The sequence below is a fragment of the Streptomyces sp. NPDC048291 genome (assembly GCF_043201715.1).
In the GTDB taxonomy this organism is placed as follows: domain Bacteria; phylum Actinomycetota; class Actinomycetes; order Streptomycetales; family Streptomycetaceae; genus Streptomyces.
Window position 1 is genome coordinate 148,410 of the sequence record NZ_JBICZC010000016.1, and the last position, 21,128, is coordinate 169,537.

The following is a 21,128-nucleotide window of genomic DNA, read 5'->3' on the forward strand; positions in this document are numbered from 1 at the left end:
ATGGCCAATGATCCCGGCCATGCCTGCTGCCTCTGCCGCCTCGTCCCGTACGGCTCCGGTCGACGCGCTGCGTCTCGTGTCGATGGGTGCGGTCGCCGTGCTGATCCTGGTCGCCGGGGTGTGGGGGTCCTGGGGCACCGCGCAGGACGTGATGCTGACGAAGGGCAAGGAGCGGGGCGCGGTGACGGTGACGGCGTGCGGGGACGACACCTGCACGGGGCCGTTCGCGCCCGCCTCGACCGGCGCGTCGAAGCGCGCGAGTGTCGTCCTCGACAAGTCGGTCGGGGTGCGCAAGGGGCAGACGTACGACGTGATCGTGAAGCCCGGTACCGGTGATGTGGTGCGGTCCGGTCCCGCCGGGGTCCTGTACGCCTGGGTGCCGCTGGGCGGCGCGCTGCTGCTGGCGTCGGTGGTGGTGGCCGGGGGGCTGCGGCTGAGGCGGGTGGCGTGGGTGCTGGGGGGTTCGGGGCTCGCGCTGCTGACGGCGGCGTTCGCGGCGTTGCAGTGAGACGGGCGGTGCCCCCGGGGTCGTCGTACGACCCCGGGGGCACCGGTGTGTTCGCAGGTGCCGTCAGCCGGTGTTGCGCAGGCCCGCCGCCACGCCGTTGACGGTGAGGAGCAGGGCGCGGGCGAGGAGCGGGTCGGCCGGTTCTCCCGCTGCCACGGCGTCGCGCTGGCGCTTGAGCAGGGTGACCTGGAGGTAGGAGATCGGGTCCAGGTAGGCGTCGCGGATGGTGAAGGTCTGCTTGAGGACCGGGGTGGCGTCGAGGAGTTCGGCCTCACCGGTGATCTTGAGGACCTCGGCGACGGTCATGGCGTGCTCTTCGCGGATGGTGTCGAACACGTGCTTGAGCTCGTCGGGGACGAGGGTGTCCACGTAGTGCTGGGCGATCCGCAGGTCCGTCTTGGCGAGGGTCATCTCGACGTTGGAGATGAAGTTGCGGAAGAAGTGCCACTGTTCGTGCATCTCGTCCAGGACGCTGTCCAGGCCCGCCTCGCGCAGCGCCTTGAGGCCGGAGCCGACGCCGAACCAGCCGGGGACGATCTGCCGGGACTGGGTCCAGCCGAACACCCACGGGATGGCCCGCAGGCCGTCGAGCGAGACGCCGGAGCCGGGGCGGCGGGACGGCCGCGAGCCCAGGTGCAGGTCGGCGAGCTGGTCGACCGGCGTCGACGCGAGGAAGTACGTCGGCAGGTCCGGGTCCTCCACCAGGCGGCGGTAGGCGCCGTGGGCCGCGTCCGAGACCACGTCCATGGCCGCGTCCCAGCGGGCCAGGGCCTCCACGGACTGGCGGGGGGAGGTGTGCAGGGCGGAGGCCTGGAGCGTGGCGGCGACCGTCAGTTCCAGGTTCTCCCTGGCCAGGGACGGGATCAGGTACTTGTCGGAGATGACCTCGCCCTGCTCGGTCACCTTGATCTCGCCCTCCAGGGTGCCCCAGGGCTGGGCGAGGATCGCGTCGTGCGAGGGGCCGCCGCCGCGGCCGACGGTGCCGCCGCGGCCGTGGAAGAGGCGCAGCCGTACGCCGTAGCGGTGGGCGACGTCGCGCAGCCGGCGCTGGGCGCGGTGGATCTCCCACTGGGAGGTGGTGATGCCGCCGAACTTGGAGGAGTCGGAGTAGCCGAGCATGACCTCCTGGACGTCTCCGCGCAGTGCCACCAGACGGCGGTACGACGGGTCGGAGAGCATGTCCTCCAGGATGGTGTCGGCGGCCTTGAGCTCGTCGGTGGTCTCCAGGAGCGGCACGATGCCGACCTTCGCCCAGCCGGCGTGCAGGTCGACCAGGCCGGCCTCGCGGGCGAGGACGGCAGCGGCGAAGACGTCGTCGGCGCCCTGGCACATGGAGATGATGTACGACTCGACGACCTCGGGGCCGAAGATCTCCAGGGCCTTCTTCACGGTCTCGAAGACGCCGAGGGTCTTGGCGCCTGCCGCGTCGACGGGGGCCGGGGTCGGGGCCAGCGGCCGGCGCGAGCGGAGCTCCTTGGCGAGGAGCTTGGCGCGGTACTCGCGGGGCATGTCGGTGTAGCGCCAGGACTCCTCGCCGAGCCGGTCGAAGAGCTGGCCGAGGGCGTGGTGGTGGGCGTCGGCGTGCTCGCGGACGTCCATGGTGGCGAGCTGGAGGCCGAACGCGGCGAGGGTGCGGATCGTCCGGGCCAGGCGGCCGTCGGCGAACAGGCCGCCGCGGTGTTCGCGCAGGGAGGCCTGGATCAGGCGCAGGTCGCCGAGGAGCTCGGCGGTGCCGAGGTAGTCGCGGCCGGGCTCGTGCGGGGTGCCGGTGGCCAGGCGCTGCTTGGTGTTGGTGAGCTTCTGCCGGATGCAGGTGGCCTTGAGGCGGTAGGGCTCCTCGGCGTTGAGGCGCTTGTAGCGGGGGCTGATCTCGGGGAGGAGCTCCAGGTCGGTCCGCAGCGACTCCAGGAGTTCCTCGGTGGCTCCGGTGTAGCGGATGGAGTTGGAGAGGAAGCCGCGGAGTTCGTCGATCATCTCCACGGCGTCGTTGATGCCGTGCTCGTGCTGGAGGATGAGGACGTCCCAGGTGACCTGGGGGGTCACGTTGGGGTTGCCGTCGCGGTCGCCGCCGATCCAGGTGCCGAAGGTCAGCGGCCGGGTGTCGTCGGGGAGCTTGACGCCGACCCGCTCCAGTTCCGCCGTCAGGTCCTCCAAGACGTCGCCGACCGCGTCGGCGTGCAGCTCGTCCAGGTAGTAGATGGCGTTGCGGGCCTCGTCGGCGGGCTCCGGGCGGACCACGCGCAGCTCGTCGGTCTGCCAGACGAGGTCGATGTTCTCGGCGAGGCGGATGTCGGTGCGGCGGCGGTCGGACTCGATGACCGGGGTCTCCAGGAGCGCGGCGATGCGCCGGAGCTTGTTGAGGACGGACCGGCGGGCGGCCTCGGTGGGGTGGGCCGTGAACACCGGGCGGACGTTGAGGTTCTGCACGGTCTCGCGCAGGTGCTCGGGGTCGGCGTCCTTGAGCCGGTCGGCGGTGCGGGCGAGCAGGCCCCCCTCGGCGGCGCGGCGGGCGCGCAGCTCACGGCCGCGGTGCACCTGCTCGGTGACGTTGGCGAGGTGGAAGTAGGTGGAGAAGGCGCGGACGAGCTTGGCGGCGGTCTCCAGTTCGGTGCCGCGCAGCAGTTCGGCGGCGGCCTCGCCGTCCTCGCGGGTGAGGCGGCGGACCTTCTCGACGAGCTCCAGCAGCTCGGGGCCCTCCTGGCGGACGAGGGTCTCGCCGAGGAGATCGCCCAGTCGGCGGATGTCGGCGCGCAGCTCACTGCCGGTCGTGGTGGTCTGGTCGTCGGCACTGCTCACAGGTGCGGCTCCTTGCAGTGTTGAAGCTCGTCTGGAGGGAACCCCTCGGTCGGCCGGGCGGCAGGTGGAGCCTGTTCGCATAGCGGCCGGACATCAGGGAAGGAAACAGAGCGGACCGCGCTGTCCGACCGAATCCAAGGATAGGTGTCCATGAGGACGCGCAGGTGCTGGGGCTCTTGCCGTGAGACGCCCCGCTGCCATACTTACGTCGCCGTAGGTTACGGAACCGTAGGGAACCTCCTTTTCGTCCCGTCCGGTCGCCGCGGATCGGCGCATCTCTCAACCCTCGACCCCACAGGGGACGCGCATGACCTCGTCTAGTTCCGATGTGATCGAAGACCCCCGGAAGGCGGCCGACACCGGACTCACCTCCGCCACCCTGGGGGGCGAGCGGAAGGGTTCGCTGGAGCAGATCACCCTGCTGCTGTTCATCGTCGTGCCGTTCCTCGCGCTGCTGGCGGCGGTGCCCCTGGCGTGGGGATGGGGCGTGAGCTGGCTCGACCTGGGACTGATGGTGTTCTTCTACTACCTGGGCTGTCACGGTGTGACGATCGGCTACCACCGTTACTTCACCCACGGTTCCTTCAAGGCGAAGCGGCCGCTCAGGATCGCGCTGGCCGTCGCCGGGTCGATGGCGGTGGAGGGGCCGCTGGTGCGCTGGGTGGCCGACCACCGCAAGCACCACAAGTTCTCCGACGCGGAGGGCGACCCGCATTCGCCGTGGCGGTACGGGGAGACCGTGCCGGCGCTGGTCAAGGGCCTGTGGTGGGCGCACATCGCCTGGATGTTCGACGAGGAGCGGACCCCGCAGGACAAGTACGCGCCGGACCTGGTCAAGGACCCGGCGATCCGGACGATCTCCCGCCAGTTCATCTACTGGACCGTCGTCTCCCTGGCGCTGCCGCCGCTGATCGGCGGGCTGGTGACGATGTCCTGGTGGGGTGCGTTCACGGCGTTCTTCTGGGGGTCACTCGTGCGGGTGGCGCTGCTCCACCATGTGACGTGGTCGATCAACTCGATCTGTCACGCGGTGGGCAAGCGGCCGTTCAAGTCGCGGGACCGGTCGGGCAACGTGTGGTGGCTGGCGGTCCTGTCCTGCGGCGAGTCCTGGCACAACCTGCACCACGCCGACCCGACCTCCGCGCGGCACGGGGTGGAGCGCGGCCAGATCGACTCGTCGGCGCGGATCATCCGCTGGTGCGAGCAGCTGGGCTGGGCGTACGACGTGCGCTGGCCGTCACGCTCACGTATCGATTCGCGCCGTAACACCGGGGAAGACGGCTCCCCGCAGGGGGCGGAGGCCGCGAAGGCGGCATGATTGACGGCGTGGCGACCGACTCCAGCACCCCCAGTCCCGAGAAGCAGCGGCGGGCGCGTCGTACCCGTATGACCGGTGCGGAGCGTCGCCAGCAGCTGTTGGAGATCGGTCGCACCCTGTTCGCGGCGAAGGGGTTCGAGGGCACGTCGGTGGAGGAGATCGCGGCGAAGGCCGGGGTGTCCAAGCCGGTGGTGTACGAGCACTTCGGCGGCAAGGAGGGGCTGTACGCGGTGGTGGTCGACCGGGAGATGCGGCGCCTGCTGGACATGGTCACCGGCTCCCTGACGGCCGGCCATCCGCGGGAGCTGTGCGAGCAGGCCGCGTTCGCGCTGCTCGACTACATCGAGGAGTACACGGACGGGTTCCGGATCCTGGTCCGGGACTCGCCCATCCCGCAGTCGACGGGTTCCTTCGCGTCTCTCATCTCGGACATCGCGACCCAGGTGGAGGACATCCTGGGCCGTGAGTTCAAGAGCCGCGGCTTCGACCCCAAGCTGGCCCCGCTGTACGCGCAGGCGCTGGTGGGCATGGTCGCGCTGACCGGCCAGTGGTGGCTGGACGTGCGCCGCCCGAAGAAGGCGGAGGTCGCCGCCCACCTGGTGAACCTGGCCTGGCACGGCCTGGACGGCCTGGAGCAGAAGCCGCGGCTGATAGGGCACCGCAAGGCCTGAGCCGCGCGCTCGGGCGGCCCCGGCCGGTGCGCTCAGCGCACCGGTTCCAGGAACTCCAGGCGGTTGCCGACGGGGTCCTGGGAGAAGAAGCGGCGGTGTCCGGGGAGGTCCTCGTCCCAGGTGACGGGGGCGCCGCCGGCTTCGAGCCGTTCGGCGTACGCCTCGATGCCGGTGACCCGCAGCCCCGGGTGGGCCTGGAGGGCGGGGCGGAAGGCCGCCTCGACCCCGAGGTGCAGGTGCACGGTCCCGGCCCGGAACCAGCAGCCGCCGCGGGCCGCGAGCACGGGCGGTTTGGGGATCTCGGTCATGCCGAGGAGATCGCCGTAGTAGGCGCGCAGCAGGTCCTCCGAGCCCGGCGGTACGGCGAGCTGGACGTGGTCGAGGGCGGTGAGCATCAGGCGTCCTCCCTGCGGGCGACGGCGAACAGGCGGCGGAAGGGCAGGACGGTGCCGTAGGGGGCGCTCGGGTAGGCCTCCCGCAGCAGATCGCGGTATTCGGCGACGAAGGCGTCCCGGGCCTCGGGGTCGTCGCCGAGGGCGGTCAGGGCGGGGCGCAGCCCGGTGCCCTTGACCCAGTCCAGGACGGGGTCCTCGCCCGTCAGGACGTGCAGGTAGGTGGTCTCCCAGACGTCGGTGGCGCAGCCGAGGCGGGCGAGCCGGTCGAGGTAGGCGGCGGGCGGGTGGACGGAGTCCTCGTGGCGCAGCACGTCGGCGAGCCGGGCCTTCCAGCGGGGCGTGGCGGCGAGTTCGCGCATCAGGGCGTGCAGGGGCGCGTCGATGTTGTTCGGCACCTGGAAGGCGAAGGTGCCGCCGGGGGCGAGCGCGTCGAGCCAGTCGGCGAAGCGGTCGAGGTGGCCGGGGACCCACTGGAGCGCCGCGTTGGACACGATCAGGTCGTACGGCCGGCCGGGCGCCCAGGTGCGCAGGTCGGCGTGGGCGAAGTCGAGGCGGCCGCCGCCGGGGGTGGGGCCCGCGTGGTCGACCTGGGCCTTGTCGAGCATCGCGGCCGAGTTGTCGTAGCCGGTGATGAGCGCGGTGGGCCAGCGGTCGGCGAGGACGGCGGTGACGTTGCCGGGGCCGCAGCCGAGGTCGGCGACGGCCGGGGGGTCGCCGGGGAGGGCGGGGACGTGGGCGAGGAGGTCGGTGAAGGCGCGGGCGCGGTGACCGGAGTGACGGAGGTACTGGGCGGGGTCCCAGGCGGGAGTGGTCATGTGCTCCACCTTCCCCGCCGAGATATCTCGATGTCAAGAGACTCGATGTCAAGAGACTTCATGTCGACACAACCACTACACTGATCGCCATGGAGGACGAGGTCGATCGGCTGGTCGCTGCGTGGCGCCGGGAGCGCCCGGACCTCGACGTGGAACCGCTCGAGGTGCTCAGCCGGGTGAGCCGGCTGGCGCGGCACCTGGACCGGGCACGTCGGCTGGCCTTCGCCGAGCACAGCCTGGAACCCTGGGAGTTCGACGTGCTGACCGCGCTCAGGCGCGCGGGCACGCCGTATCAGCTCTCCCCCGGGCAACTGCTGACCCAGACCCTGGTCACGTCGGGGACGATGACCAACCGCATCGACCGGCTGGCCAAGAAGAGCCTGGTCGAGCGGCTGCCGGACCCGAGCGACCGGCGCGGTGTGCTGGTCCGGCTCACCACCGAGGGCCAGGACCGCGCGGACCAGGCCCTGGCGGGCCTGCTCGACCAGGAGCGGGCCATCCTCGGCGAGCTCTCCCCTGCCCAGCGCGCCGAACTCGCCGGACTACTACGCCAACTGACCGCCCCGTTCGACAACATCCCGGGCTAAGCGGGCAGCGCCCCCGAAGGGGCGCGGGGAACTGCGCGACCAGCCACGACGGCGCCGCAGTCGACACACGGCCTGGTGCGCCGGTCAGGCGCTGCTGCTCTCCTCCGGCATGATCCGCCCGGTGGGCCCCAGGTCCACCGGCCCGACCCCCGCCCGCCGCGCCAGCGCAACCGCGGCCAGGGTGGAGTGGACGCCCAGTTTGCCGAGGACGTTCTGCATATGGGTGCGGACGGTGTGCGGGGACAGGAAGAGGCGCTCGGCGACCGCCTTGCGCCCCAGGCCCGCCACCATGCACCGGAGCACTTCCCGCTCCCTCGGCGTGAGGGACTCCACCAGCCGCTCGCTCTCGGTGCGGTGCTTGCGGGCCGCGGTCAGCTCCCGCAGGACGCCCGTGAGCAGGGCGGGCGGCAGATGCGTCTCGTCGCGCAGCACGCCCCGGATGACGTTCAGCAGCCGGGACAGCGAGCAGTCCTTGGCGACCCAGCCGCAGGCCCCGGCCTGCAGGGCCAGGGCCGCGCGCCGCGGGTCGTCCTTCTCGGCGAGGACGACGACCCGGACGGCCGGATGGGCGGAGCGGACCCCGGCGACCAGCGATATGCCGTCGACCAGCCCCTCCGCGTTGGCCTCCTGCACCGGCACGGCCGCCCGGCCGCCCGGCAGTTGACCGCCCAGGTCGGCGTCGACGAGCAGCACGTCGTAGCGGCGGCCCTCGGCGACCGCGCGCTCCAGGCAGCGCAGCGCGGCCGGACCGCTGCCGGCCGCGGACACGTCGACGTCGGGCTCGGCGGCCAGTGCGGCGGCCAGCGACTCGGCGAAGATGCGGTGGTCGTCGACGACCAGGACTCGGATGCGAACCACGAAACCCCCTTCCCCAGTGCTCTTCACGAGCCGGGGATACCCCAAGGTCCGGAGAACGACGAACCGTGCGGACACGACACCCACGGGAGGACGGAACCGCACGACCGCCGTCGTGCCTGAACTGCTACCCCCACCGCGGGCGTCGTATCCGACTTGTCTCGCCCCCTGATCAGTACCGGCCCCCACCGGCACTGCTCATCAGAGTACGACCGGTCGCCGTGAGCGGAAGGCAATTTGCAGAACTGCCCGGCCGACGCGTTTATGGTGTGCCGCATGTTTCGTATTGAGGCGGAAGTCGACAAGGAACGACGCGATCTGCTCCGCGCGCGGCTGCTGGAAACCAACACGGCGGCCTCGCCCGTCCTGGCGGCCCTGCGCGGCACCCCGGCCGAACGCGAAGTGCCGCTGCACCTCTGGGCGACGGACGGGAGTTCGGGCGAACTGGCGGGCGGTCTGGTGGGGCACAGCTGGGCGTCCTGGCTGCACGTCACCTACCTCTGGGTGGACGCCCGCCACCGCGGCACCGGCCTCGGCGGCGCACTCCTCGCGGAGGCCGAGCGCATCGCCCACACCGACCGCGGCTGCACCGCGGCCCGCCTGGAGACCTGGGACTTCCAGGCCCCGGAGTTCTACCGGAAGCAGGGGTACGACGTGGTGTGCGTGATCCCCGACTACCCGCCGGGGATCACGGAGTACACGCTGACGAAGCGGCTGGGCTGAGCCTCAGCGCTCCCGGCGGGCGCCGGCCGACGGCACCGCCTCGAAGACCCGGGGGGCCTTGAAGCCGGCCGCCGCGAAGGCCTCCTCGACCGCCTTGGCGATCGTGTCGACGTCGGCCGCCTCCGCGAGGACGATCGCCGAGCCGCCGAAGCCGCCGCCGGTCATCCGGGCGCCCAGCGCGCCGGCCGCGTTCGCCGCCTCCACGACCAGGTCCAGCTCGGGGCAGGAGACCCGGAAGTCGTCGCGCAGCGAGGCGTGGCCCTCGGTGAGGACCGGCCCGATGGCGCGGGTGTCGCCCGCTTCCAGGAGGGCGACGACGCGCTCGACGCGGTGGTCCTCGGTGACCACGTGCCGGACCAGGCGCCGTACCTCCTCCTCGTCGCCGAGGCGTGCCAGCGACACGTCGAGGTCGGTGTAGGCGATGTCCCGCAGCGCGTCCACGCCCAGCAGGGCCGCGCCCTTCTCGCAGCCGGCCCGGCGCTTGCCGTACTCGCCGCCGCTGTGGGCGTGCTTGACCTGGGTGTCGACGACCAGCAGGCGCATGCCCTCGGCCGCGAGGTCGAAGGGGATCTGCTTCTGCGAGAGGTCGCGGGTGTCCAGGAACAGGGCGTGGCCTGCCTCGCAGCAGGCGGACGCGGTCTGGTCCATGATGCCGGTCGGCGCCCCGACGTAGACGTTCTCCGCGCGCTGGCACAGGCGGGCCAGCTGCCAGCGCTGCAGGCCCAGTTCGTAGAGGTCGTCGAGCGCGAGGGCGATCACCACCTCCAGGGCCGCGGAGGAGGACAGGCCCGCGCCGGTCGGCACGGTGGAGGCGAGGTGCACGTCGGCGCCGGTGACCGGGTGACCGGCCTCCCGCAGCGCCCAGACCACGCCCGCCGGATACGCCGTCCACTCCTGGTCGGTGCCGGGTTCCAGGGCGTCGAGGGAGAACTCGACGACCCCGCCCTCGACGTCCGAGGAGTGCAGCCGCAGCACGCCGTCGGTGCGGCGGGCGACGGCCGCCGTCGCCACGTGCGGCAGCGCGAACGGCATCACGAAGCCGTCGTTGTAGTCGGTGTGCTCACCGATCAGGTTGACCCGGCCGGGTGCGGCCCACACGCCCTCGGGAGCCGTGCCGTACAGCTCCTCGAACGCGGCTCCGACCTGTGCTGCTGCCCCCACTACTGCTCCCTAGCTGCGCTGATGGTCTGCGCGAACTCCCAGGCGTCCGCGACGATCCCCGCGAGGTCCGCGCGGGTCGGGTTCCAGCCCAGCTTCTCGCGGGCGGCGGCCGCCGAGGCGACCAGGACCGCCGGGTCGCCGCCCCGGCGGGGGGCCACGACCTCGGGGATCGGGTGGCCGGTGACCTGGCGGACGGTCTCGATGACCTCGCGGACCGAGAAGCCCTCGCCGTTGCCGAGGTTGCAGATCAGGTGCTCGCCGGGCTGCGCGGCCGCGACGGCCAGCAGGTGGGCGTCGGCGAGGTCGGCGACGTGGATGTAGTCGCGGATGCAGGTGCCGTCGGGCGTCGGGTAGTCGTCGCCGAAGACGGAGATGGCCTCGCGGCGGCCCTGCGCGACCTGGAGGACCAGCGGGATCAGGTGCGACTCGGGGTCGTGCCGCTCGCCCTGCGCGCCGTACGCCCCGGCCACGTTGAAGTAGCGCAGGGAGACCGCGCCCAGGCCGTGGGCGGCGGCCTCGCCGGTGATCATGTGGTCGACGGCGAGCTTGGTGGCGCCGTACGGGTTGGTCGGCTGCGTCGGCGCGGTCTCGACGATCGGGACCTGCTCCGGCTCGCCGTAGGTGGCCGCCGTGGAGGAGAAGACGAGCTTGCGGACGCCGGCCTCGCGCATCGCGGCGAGCAGCGCCATGGTGCCGCCGACGTTGTTGTCCCAGTACTTCTCGGGCTTGACGACCGACTCGCCGACCTGGGAGGACGCGGCGAAGTGCAGCACCGCCTCGTAGGAGGAGTCCAGCCACTTGGCGGCGTCGCGGATGTCGCCCTCGACGAAGGCGGCGCCCGCGGGGACGCCCTCGCGGAAGCCCGTGGAGAGGTTGTCGAGGACGGTGACCTCGTGGCCCGCCTCCAGCAGGTGCTGGGCGACCACGCTGCCGACGTATCCCGCCCCGCCCGTCACCAGGTACTTCATCAACTCGCTACCTCTCGCAGTCGCTCGGCCGCGCGCTCCGGCGGCACGTCGTTGATGAACACGCTCATGCCCGACTCGGAACCCGCGAGAAACTTCAGCTTGCCGGACGTTCGGCGGATGGTGAAAAGCTCCAGGTGGAGCGCGAAGTCGTCGCGCGTGACACCGTCGAACTCCTCCAGCGTCCCGAACGGCGCCTGGTGCCAGGCGGCGATGTAGGGCGTGGGAGGTTCACCCTCACCGAAGATACGGTCGAAGCGCCTCAAGAGTTCCAGATAAACCTGGGGGAACTCTGAGCGTGCCGCCTCGTCGAGGCCGAGCAGGTCGGGGACGCGGCGCTTCGGGTACAGGTGGACCTCGTAGGGCCAGTGCGCCGCGTACGGCACGAAGGCGACCCAGTGTTCACTCTCAAGGACGACCCGCTCGCCTGCGAGTTCACGCGCAAGGACGGCGTCGAACAGGTTCTCCCCGCCGGTCGCCTCCTTGTGGGCCGCCAGTGAGCGCAGCATCAGGGCGGTGCGCGGGGTGGTGAAGGGGTAGGCGTAGATCTGGCCGTGCGGGTGACCGAGCGTCACGCCGATCTCCTCGCCCCGGTTCTCGAAGCAGAACACCTGCTCGACGGAGGGGAGGTGGGACAGCTCCGAGGTCCGGTCGGTCCACGCGTCGAGGACCAGGCCCGCCTGCTCCTCGGTGAGGCTCGCGAAGGACGCGTCGTGGTCCGAGGTGAAGCAGACCACCTCACAGCGCCCGGAGTCGCCGGCCAGCGAGGGGAAACGGTTCTCGAAGACCACGACGTCGTACGACGAGTCCGGGATCTCGCTCAGCCGGTCGCCCTGGGTCGGGCACAGCGGGCACTGGTCGGCCGGCGGGTGGTAGGTGCGGCCCTGCCGGTGCGAGGCGATGGCGACCTGGTCGCCGAGCAGCGGATCCCGGCGGATCTCGGAGGTGGTGTGCGTCCGCTCCAGCGGGCGGCGGTCCACCGCGTCCCGCACGGTGTCGTCGCGCAGGTCGTAGTAGATGAGTTCGCGACCGTCGGCCAGCCGGGTCGAGGTCTTCTTCACTGCGGACTCCCATTGATCGAGCCAGCCAACCATCAAACAGAACCGAACACACCAAAACACAACTCACCATCCCAGTCAACATCGCAATCAATCAAGGTGAGACAACGAAAGTGTTGAATTACCGGGTGCAGAACCCCACAGATGCCCCCGTATCGCCCACATACCTCGCGACAGGCCACCCCACGGACCTCGCGGCGGGGCTGCGGCTCCCCACCAACGGCCTGGACTACACGATCCTGGCGATCTACTTCGTCGTCGTCCTGGGCATCGGCTTCGCGGCCCGTCGCTCGGTGAAGACCAGTCTCGATTTCTTCCTCTCCGGACGGTCGCTGCCCGCCTGGATCACCGGCCTCGCCTTCATCTCGGCGAACCTGGCCGCCACCGAGATCCTCGGCATGGCCGCCAACAGCGCGCAGTACGGCGCGTACACCGTGCACTGGTACTGGATCGGCGCCATTCCGGCCATGGTCTTCCTGGGCCTGGTGATGATGCCCTTCTACTACGGCAGCAAGGTCCGCTCGGTCCCCGAGATGCTGCTGCTCCGCTTCGACAGAGCCGCACACCTGCTCAGTTCGATCCTGTTCGCCTTCGCGGCCATTCTGATCGCCGGTGTGAACCTGTACGCCCTGGCGATCGTCGTGGAGGCGCTGCTGGGCTGGCCGCAGTGGGTGGCGATCGTGGTGGCCGGCGCGTTCGTGCTGGCGTACATCACCCTCGGCGGTCTCTCCTCGGCCATCTACAACGAGGTGCTCCAGTTCTTCGTGATCCTGGCCGCCCTCATCCCGCTCTCCGTGCTGGGCCTGAAGAAGGTCGGCGGCTGGGACGGCCTGGTCGACAGGCTCACCGCCACCCACGGCCACAACTTCGCCACCGCCTGGGGCGGCACCGGCATCGGCTCCGTCAACCCGCTCGGCGCGAACTGGCTGACCATCGTCCTCGGCCTCGGCTTCGTGCTCTCCTTCGGCTACTGGACGACGAACTTCGCCGAGGTGCAGCGTGCCCTGTCGGCGAAGAACCTCTCCGCCGCCCAGCGCACCCCGCTGATCGCCGCCTACCCGAAGATCTTCATCGTCTTCCTGGTGATGATCCCGGGCCTGGTCGCCGCCGCGCTGGTACCGGACATCGGCACGTCCGGCTCGGACCTCCAGTACAACGACGCGATCCCCTACCTGATGTCCCAGCTGCTGCCCAACGGCGTCCTCGGCATCGCGGTGACCGGGCTGCTGGCCGCCTTCATGGCCGGGATGGCGGCGAACGTGTCGTCCTTCAACACCGTGTTCACGACGGACATCTGGGCGAAGTACGTGGTCCGCGGCCGGGAGGACGGCTACTACGTGCGCTTCGGACGCCTCATCACCGCGATCGGCGTCTGCGCGTCCATCGGCACGGCGTTCCTCGCGTCCTCCTTCTCGAACATCATGAGCTACCTCCAGACGCTGTTCTCCTTCTTCAACGTGCCGATGTTCGTCGTCTTCGTCGTCGGCATGTTCTGGAAGCGGGCCTCGGCGAAATCCGGCTTCTGGGGGCTCCTCGCGGGCACCGTGACCGCGATGGTCAACTACTTCGTCCTCTACAAGAGGGGCGTCATCGGCATCCCCACCGACCAGGGCGCCAACTTCGTCTCCGCGATCGCCGGGTTCGTCGCGGGCGCGGTCGTGATGGTGATCGTGTCCCTGTTCACCGCGCCCAAGCCTGAGGCGGAGCTGGCCGGGCTCGTCTACGGCACGACGTCCCCGGGGATGACCGAGGCGCCCTCGCCGGGCGACGAGGCCTGGTACCGGCGGCCGGCGCTGCTCGGCTGGGGCGCGGTGATCATCGCCGCCGCCTGCTACATCCCGTTCTCGTTCTCGTTCTCGTTCTCGTTCTAGTCCCGGTCGCGGGAGGATGGAGGAACCATGACCGACGACTCCGGGCAGTCCGGATTCCACTACTCCGAGCAGGACGTCCAGCGGGAGGTCACCGAGCTGGAGGGGCGGTCCGCGACCGCCGCGCGGATCTTCGACCTGCGGCGGATCATCGGGGGGCTGTTCGTGCTCTACGGGATCATCGTCACGATCACCGGGATCACGGACTCGCAGGCCGAGATCGACAAGGCGCAGGGGATCAACATCAACCTGTGGACCGGGATCGGGATGCTGTTGCTGGGGGTGTTCTTTCTGGTGTGGCTGTGGCTTCGCCCCACCCCGCCGCCGGTACCTCCCGTGGAGGGGGCCGAGGAGTAGGTCGTCTTTCGGCTGCGGGTGCGTGGGGGCTGGGCGCGCCCGCGCGGCGGAGCCGCAGATCGATACAGCCCCGCGCCCCTAAAGGGGCGCTTGTGGGCCGCCGTTGAGCGGTCCCGCTCGGTCCAGCAACCCAGTGCGGGCTGCCAGTGCCGCCGCTTCCAGTCTCGACCCCACACCCAGTTTCATCAGGACCCTCTGCACATGGGTGCGGGCCGTGCTGGGGGCGATGCCCATGCCAGCGGCGATGAGGCGGGTGTCCTCGCCGTCGGCGACGCGGACCAGGACCTCCACCTCCCTCGGGGTGAGCATCTGGAGGAGGCGCTGGCCCTCGTCGTCGGGCTGGGCGGCCGGGTTGAGGAGTTCACCGAAGGCGCCCTGGAGCAGGGCGGGGGCCACGGCGGCCTCCCCTGCCCGCGCCTTCATGATCGCCCGCTCGACGCCTTCTATCCGCTCGTCGTGCCGTACGTACCCGGAGGCGCCCGCGGCGAAGGCCGCCGCGATGCCGCGCGGGGAGGGCACCGGGCCCAGGACCAGGACGGCGACCTGCGGACGCTCCCGCTTGATCTTCACCACCGGGTCGAAGATCCCCGGCTCGGCCGGGGACGCCGTACCGAGCAGGCACACCTCGGGCGCCCGTGTGATCACCAGCTCGGCCGCGCCCGCCGCCGGTGCCGCCGCGGCCAGCACCCGGTGGCCGCGCAGTTTCAGCGCCGAGGCCAGCGCCTCCGCGAGCAACCGGTGGTCGTCGACCACCATGAGCCGCACTCCCATAGAGCAACCCCCCAGTCCCCCCAATGGATGCCCCACTATGGATGCCCACTGGTCCGCATGGACAGAGGGCCCCCCGGCACCCCGTCCTTCATGCCCCCGGAAGCTACACGCTTGTTCGACGTTGCGCTGCCCCTACTGATGAGAAGTGCCCCGGATCGGAGGAATCTCAGGGTTTTCTCGTATTCGAGGGTCAAGAGCGCGTATCAGCCACCCGCACCGAAGGCGGTGACCAGGTACTCCTTGGCCGACGACGAGGAAGTGGCGGCGTGGGCGAAGGCGGCGGACAGGTAGAGGTGCCCCTGGGCGTAGCGGACTTCGGCGTAGTCGGGCGACATGGCCGTCTCCACGGCCTTGACCGCCGTGCTCACCGGGTTCTCCAGCAGCTTGGTCTCCTTGAACGAACCGCCGTCGATGCTGACGACCTGGGCACCCTTGTCGTACGGCGCGTTCTTGTACGCGATCACGTCGGGGCCGTCCATGCGCAGGGGCGTGATCGTGTAGTTGTTCCCGGCGTCGGCGCGCTGGCCGGTCTGCTTGCCGGTGCCCAGGTCGAAGGCGACGATCTCGTTGGTCTTCGCGAAGTCCCCGTCGCCGTCGTGCTGTTCGGTCGCCAGGTACAGCCTGTCGTTGCCGACCACCACGCCCGTGCACTTCTCCAGGTCGTAGATACCGTCGCAGCGGGCCGCGTAGGAGCTGCCCGGCGTGGAGATGCGGGTGCGCAGGGCGCCGGTCCTGCCGTCGATGGAGAAGACGTCCGAGAAGCCGCTGCCGTCGCCGGCGCTGTCGTTGACGTCGGCGGCCACCACCAGCGGGTCGGTCGACACGACGCTCGCGTAGTCGATGCCCGAGGTCATCCGGTACTCCGAGAGCACCTTGCCGGAGACCGGGTCGAGGGTCTGGATGCGCAGCTGGCCGGCGTCGCCGCTGCCGCACCTGCGGACCGCGACCAGCTTGGCGCCGCCGCCGTACCCGGCGTCGTAGCAGCTGTCGGCCGCCTTCGGCTGCCAGCGGACCTTGCCCGAGGCGAGGTCGAAGGCGGCGCCGCCGCTGGAGCCGCCGACCGCGACCGTCTGCTGAGCGACCGTCACGTTGTCGAAGTTGATCGGGACGTCACCGGACTTGATCGTCTGGGTCCACAGTTTCTTACCGGTGTTCAGGTCGATGGCGGCGACCCGGGTGCAGCCGGCCGTGGAGCCCTTGGGGGGCATCTTCGGCTGGAAGACGACTGCCGTCCTGCCGTCGGCGCTGACGTGTCCGGTGGCGCGGCAGACCGGGCCGGAGAGCGGGATCGTCCACAGCTCGGCGCCCGAGTCGGGGTCGTAACCGGTGATCTCGGCGACGCCGGTCTTCGCGTACACCTTGCCGGTGAGCCAGGAACCGGCGGTGACGGTGGTGTCCTTCGCGGTGGGCAGCGGGACCTGGAAGAGGACCTTGGAGGTGGTGTCCGCGGGCACCTTCTCGGTGCCCTTGCCCTTCTCGCCGCCGTTCGCGTCCTGGCCGCCGGTGGCGCCGCCGCTGGAGTGCGCCGTGTCGTCCTTCTTGCCGTCGCCGCCGGAGGACTTGGCGTACCAGATGCCGCCGCCGACGATCAGTGCGATGGCGACGACCGCGGCGACGACGATGAGCAGCGTCGCGTTGTTCCGCCCGCGGCCGGGAGCGGGCGCGGGGCCGCCCGGCTGGCCTGGTTGGCCGCCCGGGTAGCCGTAGCCGTAACCGGGCTGGGGCGGCTGGTTCGGGTAGCCGTAGCCGGGCTGCTGGGCGTACGGGTTCGGGGCCGGGGGCTGCTGGGGATAGCCGTAGCCGGGCTGCGGGGGTTGCTGCGGGTAGCCGTAACCGGGCTGCTGGGCGTACGGGTTCGGAGGCTGGTTGGGCGGCTGGTTGGGCGGAGGCGGCGGCTGGGTCATGGTGGGAGTACCTCGGGGGACGGGGCGTGAGCGGGCTGGGGACGGCGGGACGGCTCGGGGCGGGGCCCGCTCAGTTGCCGAAGGCCATCATCAGCTTCTCCTTCGCCTGGTCGCTGCCGGTCAGCCGCGTGGAGGAGAGGTAGAAACGGCCGTCGGCCCAGTCGACCGCGCCGTCGTAGAAGCCGCCCTCGATGTCGGCGGTGTGCTGCGGGTTCTGCAGCAGCCTGGTGGTGGCGTGGGCGGAGCCGGTGGTCGGGATGGACACGACCTGGCCGCCCGCGTCGTACGACGGCCGCACATAGGCGACGAGCTTGCCGCCCTCGACCTTGACCGGGTACATCGACTCGTCCGTCGGGGACTTCACACGCCACTTCGCCTTGCCGTCGGTGAGGCTGATCGCGACGATCTCGTTGGCGCTGCCGCTCACGTCCGTCGGCAGGTAGAGGGTGTTCGCGTCGACGGCCACGCCCTGGCAGCCCTGCAGGTCACGGGCGAGGAGCGCCCAGCCGCACTGGGGCGCGAACTTCTCGTCGACCTTGACCTCGGAGCGGAACGTGCCCTTGTCGTCCAGGACCGAGATGTTCCAGGCGTTCTTCTCCTCGTTGGTCATGTAGACCACGAGCGGGTCGACGGAGTAGGTCCGCTCGACCTGCCAGCCCTTCTTGACCGGCTGGGTCCACCGGACCTTGCCGGTGGCCGGGTCGAGCTGCGAGATCTCGTCGTGCTCGGTGCTGGCTCCGGCGCCGCAGGACGCCACCTCGACCAGCCGGTCCGTGCCGCCCGCGAACGCCGTCGGGAAGCAGGACGCGCCGTACTCCTTCTTGTCGTACAGCTTGTGGCCGCTGCCGAGGTCGTACGCCGTGCCGGACTCGGAACGGCCCACCATCAGCGTCTTCCCGCTGATCGTCAGCTCGATGCTGAGCGCGCTGTCGAACAGCCCGCCGTCGGCGACGGTCGCGGTCCAGCCCTTCCGGCCCGTGTCGAGGTCGATCTCCTGCAACTGGTTGCACTTGGCGCGGTCGCTGGTGCCGTCCATGTAGGCCACGACGACCTTGTCGTCCGCGGACTTCCGCGAGGTGACCGCGCAGATCTTCTGCGGGAACGCGATCGGGGCCCAGGCCGGGTCGCCGTTGCCCACCCGGTACGCGAAGACCTGCTTGTACGCCGCCTTCACCGCCGTCTTCCCGGTGATCCACATGCCGGGCGCGTCGGCGCCGGAAGCGGGCGCGTCGGGCGCCGACTTGTACCAGAGCACCTTGGCTTCGCCTGACTTGCGGCCCGCGTTCAAGTTCTCCGGGTCCGCACCGCCCCCGCTGCCGTCACCGGGGTCGGCCGGGGTACCGGAGGCCTTCGGGTCGTCGGACCGCTGGGCGACCGGCTTCTTGTCGCCGCCTTTGCCGCCGGTCACGGCGTACACCGTGCCGCCGACGACCAGCAGCCCGGCCACCGCCGCCGCGACGATCAGCGCGGGCCTGCCCTTGAACGGGCCGCCGCCTCCGCCGCCGGGCGGCGGTGGCATCCCCGGGCCGCCGGGGTACTGCGGCTGCTGCTGGGGGTATCCGTACCCGTACCCGGGCTGCGGCCCGTACGGGCCCGGCGTGCCGTAGGGGCCGGGGGCGGGCTGCTGCGGATAGCCGTAGCCGGGTTGCGGCTGCTGCTGGGGGTGCGGCTGCGGCTGCGGTGCGCCGAAAGCTCCCGGTGCGGGCGGCTGTTGCGGGGGGCCGAATCCGCCGCCCGGCGGCGGCTGGTCCTGCGGCGCTCCGAAAGCACCCTGCGGCGGCTGGCCGGGCGGCTGTGTCATCAGCGTTCTCCCCCTCGTTCACTGATTTCGAGCCATGCCCGAGGCCGGTGACGGCAGCGGCGGTCGCACTCAGGCAGTTCTCAGACTGACCTTTCTACCACCCGCCACCGACAGCCCACGGGCCCGCGTCGGCCGCCGTTCCCAAGGGAGAACCGCCCCGTGATGCCACCGTTACGCGCCTTCACGCCCCCTTCACCGGGCCCGCGCAAGGGGGTTGCGCGCGGGCTCGCGGTGGGCTGATTCACGCCGGTGGGTACGTCCGTTACGCGTCCTCGGCCAACTCCAGCCAGCGCATCTCCAGTTCCTCGCGCTCGCCGGCCAGGTCGCGCAGCTGGGCGTCGAGTTCGGCGACCTTCGCGAAGTCCGTGGCGTTCGCGGCGATCTGGTCGTGCAGCTTGGTCTCCTTCTCGGAGACCCGGTCCAACTGCCGTTCGATCTTCTGGAGTTCCTTCTTGGCGGCGCGCTGGTCGGCGGCGCTGCGCTCGGTCGTGGCGGCCTTGGGGGCCGCGGCGCCGGCGGTCGCGGCGACCGCCTCCTCCATGCGCTGCCGGCGCTCCAGGTACTCGTCGATGCCGCGCGGCAGCATCCGCAGCGTGGCGTCGCCGAGGAGGGCGAAGACGCGGTCGGTGGTGCGCTCGACGAAGAACCGGTCGTGGGAGATGACGATCATCGAGCCGGGCCAGCCGTCGAGGACGTCCTCCAGCTGGGTGAGGGTCTCGATGTCGAGGTCGTTGGTGGGCTCGTCGAGGAAGAGGACGTTGGGCTCGTCCATGAGCAGACGGAGGAGCTGGAGGCGGCGGCGCTCACCGCCGGAGAGGTCGCCGACCGGCGTCCACTGCTTCTCCTTGCTGAAGCCGAACGTCTCGCACAGCTGACCGGCGGTCAGCTCGCGCCCCTTGCCGAGGTCGACGCGCTCGCGGACCTGCTGGACCGCCTCCAGGACCCGCGTGTTCGGGTTCAGCTCGGCGACCTCCTGGGAGAGGTAGGCCAGCTTGACGGTCTTGCCGACGGCGACCCGGCCGGCCGCGGGCTGGGTCTCGCCCTCCGTCCGCGCCGCCTCGGCCATGGCGCGCAGCAGCGACGTCTTGCCCGCGCCGTTGACGCCGACCAGGCCGATGCGGTCGCCGGGGCCGAGCTGCCAGGTGACGTGCTTGAGCAGCACCTTCGGCCCGGCCTGGACGGTCACGTCCTCCAGGTCGAAGACGGTCTTGCCGAGCCGGGAGGAGGCGAACTTCATCAGCTCGGAGGTGTCCCGCGGCGGCGGCACGTCGGCGATCAGCTCGTTGGCGGCCTCGACCCGGAACCGCGGCTTGGAGGTACGGGCGGGAGCGCCGCGGCGCAGCCAGGCCAGCTCCTTGCGGACCAGGTTCTGCCGCTTGGTCTCCTCGGTGGCCGCGATCCGCTCGCGCTCCGCGCGGGCGAAGACGTAGTCGGAGTAGCCGCCCTCGTACTCGTAGACGGCGCCGCGCTGCACGTCCCACATCCGGGTGCAGACCTGGTCGAGGAACCACCGGTCGTGGGTGACGCAGACCAGCGCCGAGCGGCGCTCGCGCAGGTGCCGGGCCAGCCAGGAGATGCCCTCGACGTCGAGGTGGTTGGTCGGCTCGTCGAGGACGAGCAGGTCCTGCTCCTCGATGAGCAGCTTGGCGAGCGCGATACGGCGCCGCTCACCACCGGAGAGCGGCCCGATGACGGTGTCGAGCCCCTTGGGGAAGCCCGGCAGGTCGAGCCCGCCGAACAGCCCGGTCAGCACGTCCCTGACCTTGGCGTTGCCGGCCCACTCGTGGTCGGCCATGTCACCGATGACCTCGTGGCGGACGGTGGCGGCCGGGTCGAGGGAGTCGTGCTGGGTGAGGACGCCGCTGCGCAGTCCGCCGGAGTGGGTGACACGGCCGGTGTCGGCATCCTCCAGCTTCGCGAGCATCCGGATGAGGGTGGTCTTGCCGTCGCCGTTGCGGCCCACCACGCCGATGCGGTCGCCCTCCGACACGCCGAGCGAGACGCCGTCCAGCAGGGCACGGGTGCCGTAGACCTTGCTGACGTTCTCGACATTGACCAGGTTGACGGCCATTTCACTCCTGCGCACGGGGGATGGATCGCCCATCCAGGGTAGTCGGAGGCCAGCCGTCCTCCTGCTGCTCCTGCTGCTCCGTCTGCTCCCGACGCCGCCGCGTCCGCGTCCGCCGTGTCCGTGTGTGCGCTCTCTCCCCGCCCGGCCGCGTCGGAAGCGGCACCGGGAGCGGAGCGTACGGGCTCCACCGGAAGTGCCGCGATGGCCCGTGTGCCGACTGCTGCGCCGTCGTGGCCGGTCGCGCAGTTCCCCGCGCCCCTTCGGGGGCGCTGCCGGACCGCAGTCGGGAGCGGTCTCGTCGGTGGCGCAGCCCTATTTCGGCGCGGTGCAGGGACGGGACACCGTATTACCGCGCGGAGGGCGAGACCGAGCGCCGCTTACCGCGGGGGGGCGAGACCGAGCGCCGTATTACCGCGCCGCTGCGGGACCGGGCCGCCGCATTACCGCGCCGCTGCGGGACCGGGCCGCCGCATTACCGCGCCGCTGCGGGACCGGGCCGCCGCA

The 21,128-nt window shown here is 71.1% G+C and carries 18 protein-coding genes; 7 read left to right on the plus strand and 11 right to left on the minus strand.

Features of this window, described 5'->3' with window-relative positions:
* The first annotated feature begins 7 nt into the window (after window positions 1-7).
* Window positions 8-508 carry a hypothetical protein gene (locus ACGF5O_RS38545; RefSeq protein WP_393814577.1) on the plus strand — a complete coding sequence of 167 codons (501 nt, stop codon included), beginning with the start codon at window positions 8-10 and terminating at the stop codon, window positions 506-508.
* Window positions 509-571: 63 nt separating this feature from the next.
* Here the strand turns inward: ACGF5O_RS38545 and ppc are convergent, their stop codons facing one another.
* Window positions 572-3,304: a phosphoenolpyruvate carboxylase gene (gene ppc, locus ACGF5O_RS38550; RefSeq protein ID WP_393814578.1), complete on the minus strand. Its 2,733-nt coding sequence runs from the start codon at window positions 3,302-3,304 to the stop codon at window positions 572-574.
* Window positions 3,305-3,611: 307 nt separating this feature from the next.
* Between ppc and ACGF5O_RS38555 the strand changes: the two genes are divergently transcribed.
* Window positions 3,612-4,622, plus strand: coding sequence for an acyl-CoA desaturase (locus ACGF5O_RS38555; protein WP_393814579.1), 1,011 nt, complete (start codon window positions 3,612-3,614; stop codon window positions 4,620-4,622).
* Window positions 4,619-5,293, plus strand: a complete 675-nt coding sequence (locus ACGF5O_RS38560; protein ID WP_393814580.1) for a TetR family transcriptional regulator — start codon at window positions 4,619-4,621, stop codon at window positions 5,291-5,293. The genes ACGF5O_RS38555 and ACGF5O_RS38560 overlap by 4 nt, the downstream gene beginning before the upstream one ends.
* 32 nt (window positions 5,294-5,325) lie before the next feature.
* On the opposite strand, the gene ACGF5O_RS38565 is transcribed toward ACGF5O_RS38560, so the two are convergent.
* Both ACGF5O_RS38565 and ACGF5O_RS38570 read right to left on the minus strand, forming a co-directional pair.
* Window positions 5,326-5,688 (minus strand): glyoxalase, encoded by a 363-nt coding sequence (locus ACGF5O_RS38565; RefSeq protein ID WP_393814581.1) that lies wholly within the window; start codon window positions 5,686-5,688, stop codon window positions 5,326-5,328.
* Entirely contained in the window at window positions 5,688-6,503 is an 816-nt protein-coding gene (locus tag ACGF5O_RS38570) for a trans-aconitate 2-methyltransferase (RefSeq protein WP_393814582.1), read from the minus strand. Before ACGF5O_RS38570 ends, ACGF5O_RS38565 begins: the two co-directional genes overlap by 1 nt.
* A gap of 89 nt (window positions 6,504-6,592) precedes the next feature.
* Between ACGF5O_RS38570 and ACGF5O_RS38575 the strand changes: the two genes are divergently transcribed.
* The gene (locus tag ACGF5O_RS38575) at window positions 6,593-7,090 is read left to right on the plus strand and encodes a MarR family transcriptional regulator (protein WP_351710668.1); all 498 of its coding nucleotides are present in this window, start codon (window positions 6,593-6,595) and stop codon (window positions 7,088-7,090) included.
* 84 nt (window positions 7,091-7,174) lie between these two features.
* Here the strand turns inward: ACGF5O_RS38575 and ACGF5O_RS38580 are convergent, their stop codons facing one another.
* Window positions 7,175-7,948, minus strand: coding sequence for a response regulator transcription factor (locus ACGF5O_RS38580; RefSeq protein ID WP_362596173.1), 774 nt, complete (start codon window positions 7,946-7,948; stop codon window positions 7,175-7,177).
* Window positions 7,949-8,209: 261 nt separating this feature from the next.
* Here ACGF5O_RS38580 and ACGF5O_RS38585 point away from each other — a divergent pair, with 261 nt between their 5' ends.
* Complete coding sequence (locus tag ACGF5O_RS38585) at window positions 8,210-8,668, plus strand: GNAT family N-acetyltransferase (protein WP_393814583.1); 459 nt, start codon at window positions 8,210-8,212, stop codon at window positions 8,666-8,668.
* Between the two features lie 3 nt (window positions 8,669-8,671).
* On the opposite strand, the gene galK is transcribed toward ACGF5O_RS38585, so the two are convergent.
* From galK to galT, 3 genes are read right to left on the minus strand one after another with little or no spacing between them, the layout of a single operon-like run.
* Entirely contained in the window at window positions 8,672-9,829 is a 1,158-nt protein-coding gene (galK, locus tag ACGF5O_RS38590; RefSeq protein WP_393814584.1) for a galactokinase, read from the minus strand.
* Complete coding sequence (gene galE, locus ACGF5O_RS38595; protein WP_393814585.1) at window positions 9,829-10,797, minus strand: UDP-glucose 4-epimerase GalE; 969 nt, start codon at window positions 10,795-10,797, stop codon at window positions 9,829-9,831. Before galE ends, galK begins: the two co-directional genes overlap by 1 nt.
* Complete coding sequence (galT, locus tag ACGF5O_RS38600) at window positions 10,797-11,855, minus strand: galactose-1-phosphate uridylyltransferase (protein WP_393814586.1); 1,059 nt, start codon at window positions 11,853-11,855, stop codon at window positions 10,797-10,799. The genes galE and galT overlap by 1 nt, the downstream gene beginning before the upstream one ends.
* Window positions 11,856-11,980: 125 nt before the next feature.
* On the opposite strand from galT, the gene ACGF5O_RS38605 reads away from it, so the two are divergent.
* Both ACGF5O_RS38605 and ACGF5O_RS38610 read left to right on the plus strand, forming a co-directional pair.
* Window positions 11,981-13,723 (plus strand): sodium:solute symporter family protein, encoded by a 1,743-nt coding sequence (locus tag ACGF5O_RS38605; RefSeq protein ID WP_393814587.1) that lies wholly within the window; start codon window positions 11,981-11,983, stop codon window positions 13,721-13,723.
* A 27-nt stretch (window positions 13,724-13,750) separates the two neighbouring features.
* Window positions 13,751-14,077 carry a hypothetical protein gene (locus tag ACGF5O_RS38610; protein WP_393814588.1) on the plus strand — a complete coding sequence of 109 codons (327 nt, stop codon included), beginning with the start codon at window positions 13,751-13,753 and terminating at the stop codon, window positions 14,075-14,077.
* 78 nt (window positions 14,078-14,155) lie between these two features.
* Here ACGF5O_RS38610 and ACGF5O_RS38615 read toward each other — a convergent pair whose 3' ends face one another.
* From ACGF5O_RS38615 to ACGF5O_RS38630, 4 genes are all read right to left on the minus strand, one after another.
* On the minus strand, window positions 14,156-14,848 hold the full coding sequence (locus ACGF5O_RS38615; protein WP_393814589.1) for a LuxR C-terminal-related transcriptional regulator: 693 nt from the start codon (window positions 14,846-14,848) through the stop codon (window positions 14,156-14,158).
* 203 nt (window positions 14,849-15,051) lie between these two features.
* Window positions 15,052-16,752, minus strand: coding sequence for a PQQ-binding-like beta-propeller repeat protein (locus ACGF5O_RS38620; protein WP_393814590.1), 1,701 nt, complete (start codon window positions 16,750-16,752; stop codon window positions 15,052-15,054).
* A 70-nt stretch (window positions 16,753-16,822) separates the two neighbouring features.
* Window positions 16,823-18,553, minus strand: a complete 1,731-nt coding sequence (locus ACGF5O_RS38625) for a PQQ-binding-like beta-propeller repeat protein (RefSeq protein ID WP_393814591.1) — start codon at window positions 18,551-18,553, stop codon at window positions 16,823-16,825.
* A gap of 262 nt (window positions 18,554-18,815) precedes the next feature.
* The gene (locus ACGF5O_RS38630) at window positions 18,816-20,624 is read right to left on the minus strand and encodes an ABC-F family ATP-binding cassette domain-containing protein (protein ID WP_393814592.1); all 1,809 of its coding nucleotides are present in this window, start codon (window positions 20,622-20,624) and stop codon (window positions 18,816-18,818) included.
* Window positions 20,625-21,128 lie beyond the last annotated feature (504 nt).

Bases quoted from the DNA above. Each gene is read 5' to 3' on its own strand.
- ACGF5O_RS38545 (WP_393814577.1), top strand. From the start codon at position 8: ATGATCCCGGCCATGCCTGCTGCCTCTGCCGCCTCGTCCCGTACGGCT.
- ACGF5O_RS38555 (WP_393814579.1), top strand. From the start codon at position 3,612: ATGACCTCGTCTAGTTCCGATGTGATCGAAGACCCCCGGAAGGCGGCC.
- ACGF5O_RS38560 (WP_393814580.1), top strand. From the start codon at position 4,619: ATGATTGACGGCGTGGCGACCGACTCCAGCACCCCCAGTCCCGAGAAG.
- ACGF5O_RS38565 (WP_393814581.1), bottom strand. From the start codon at position 5,688: ATGCTCACCGCCCTCGACCACGTCCAGCTCGCCGTACCGCCGGGCTCG.
- ACGF5O_RS38570 (WP_393814582.1), bottom strand. From the start codon at position 6,503: ATGACCACTCCCGCCTGGGACCCCGCCCAGTACCTCCGTCACTCCGGT.
- ACGF5O_RS38575 (WP_351710668.1), top strand. From the start codon at position 6,593: ATGGAGGACGAGGTCGATCGGCTGGTCGCTGCGTGGCGCCGGGAGCGC.
- ACGF5O_RS38585 (WP_393814583.1), top strand. From the start codon at position 8,210: ATGGTGTGCCGCATGTTTCGTATTGAGGCGGAAGTCGACAAGGAACGA.
- galE (WP_393814585.1), bottom strand. From the start codon at position 10,797: ATGAAGTACCTGGTGACGGGCGGGGCGGGATACGTCGGCAGCGTGGTC.
- ACGF5O_RS38610 (WP_393814588.1), top strand. From the start codon at position 13,751: ATGACCGACGACTCCGGGCAGTCCGGATTCCACTACTCCGAGCAGGAC.
- ACGF5O_RS38615 (WP_393814589.1), bottom strand. From the start codon at position 14,848: ATGGGAGTGCGGCTCATGGTGGTCGACGACCACCGGTTGCTCGCGGAG.
- ACGF5O_RS38620 (WP_393814590.1), bottom strand. From the start codon at position 16,752: ATGACCCAGCCGCCGCCTCCGCCCAACCAGCCGCCCAACCAGCCTCCG.
- ACGF5O_RS38625 (WP_393814591.1), bottom strand. From the start codon at position 18,553: ATGACACAGCCGCCCGGCCAGCCGCCGCAGGGTGCTTTCGGAGCGCCG.
- ACGF5O_RS38630 (WP_393814592.1), bottom strand. From the start codon at position 20,624: ATGGCCGTCAACCTGGTCAATGTCGAGAACGTCAGCAAGGTCTACGGC.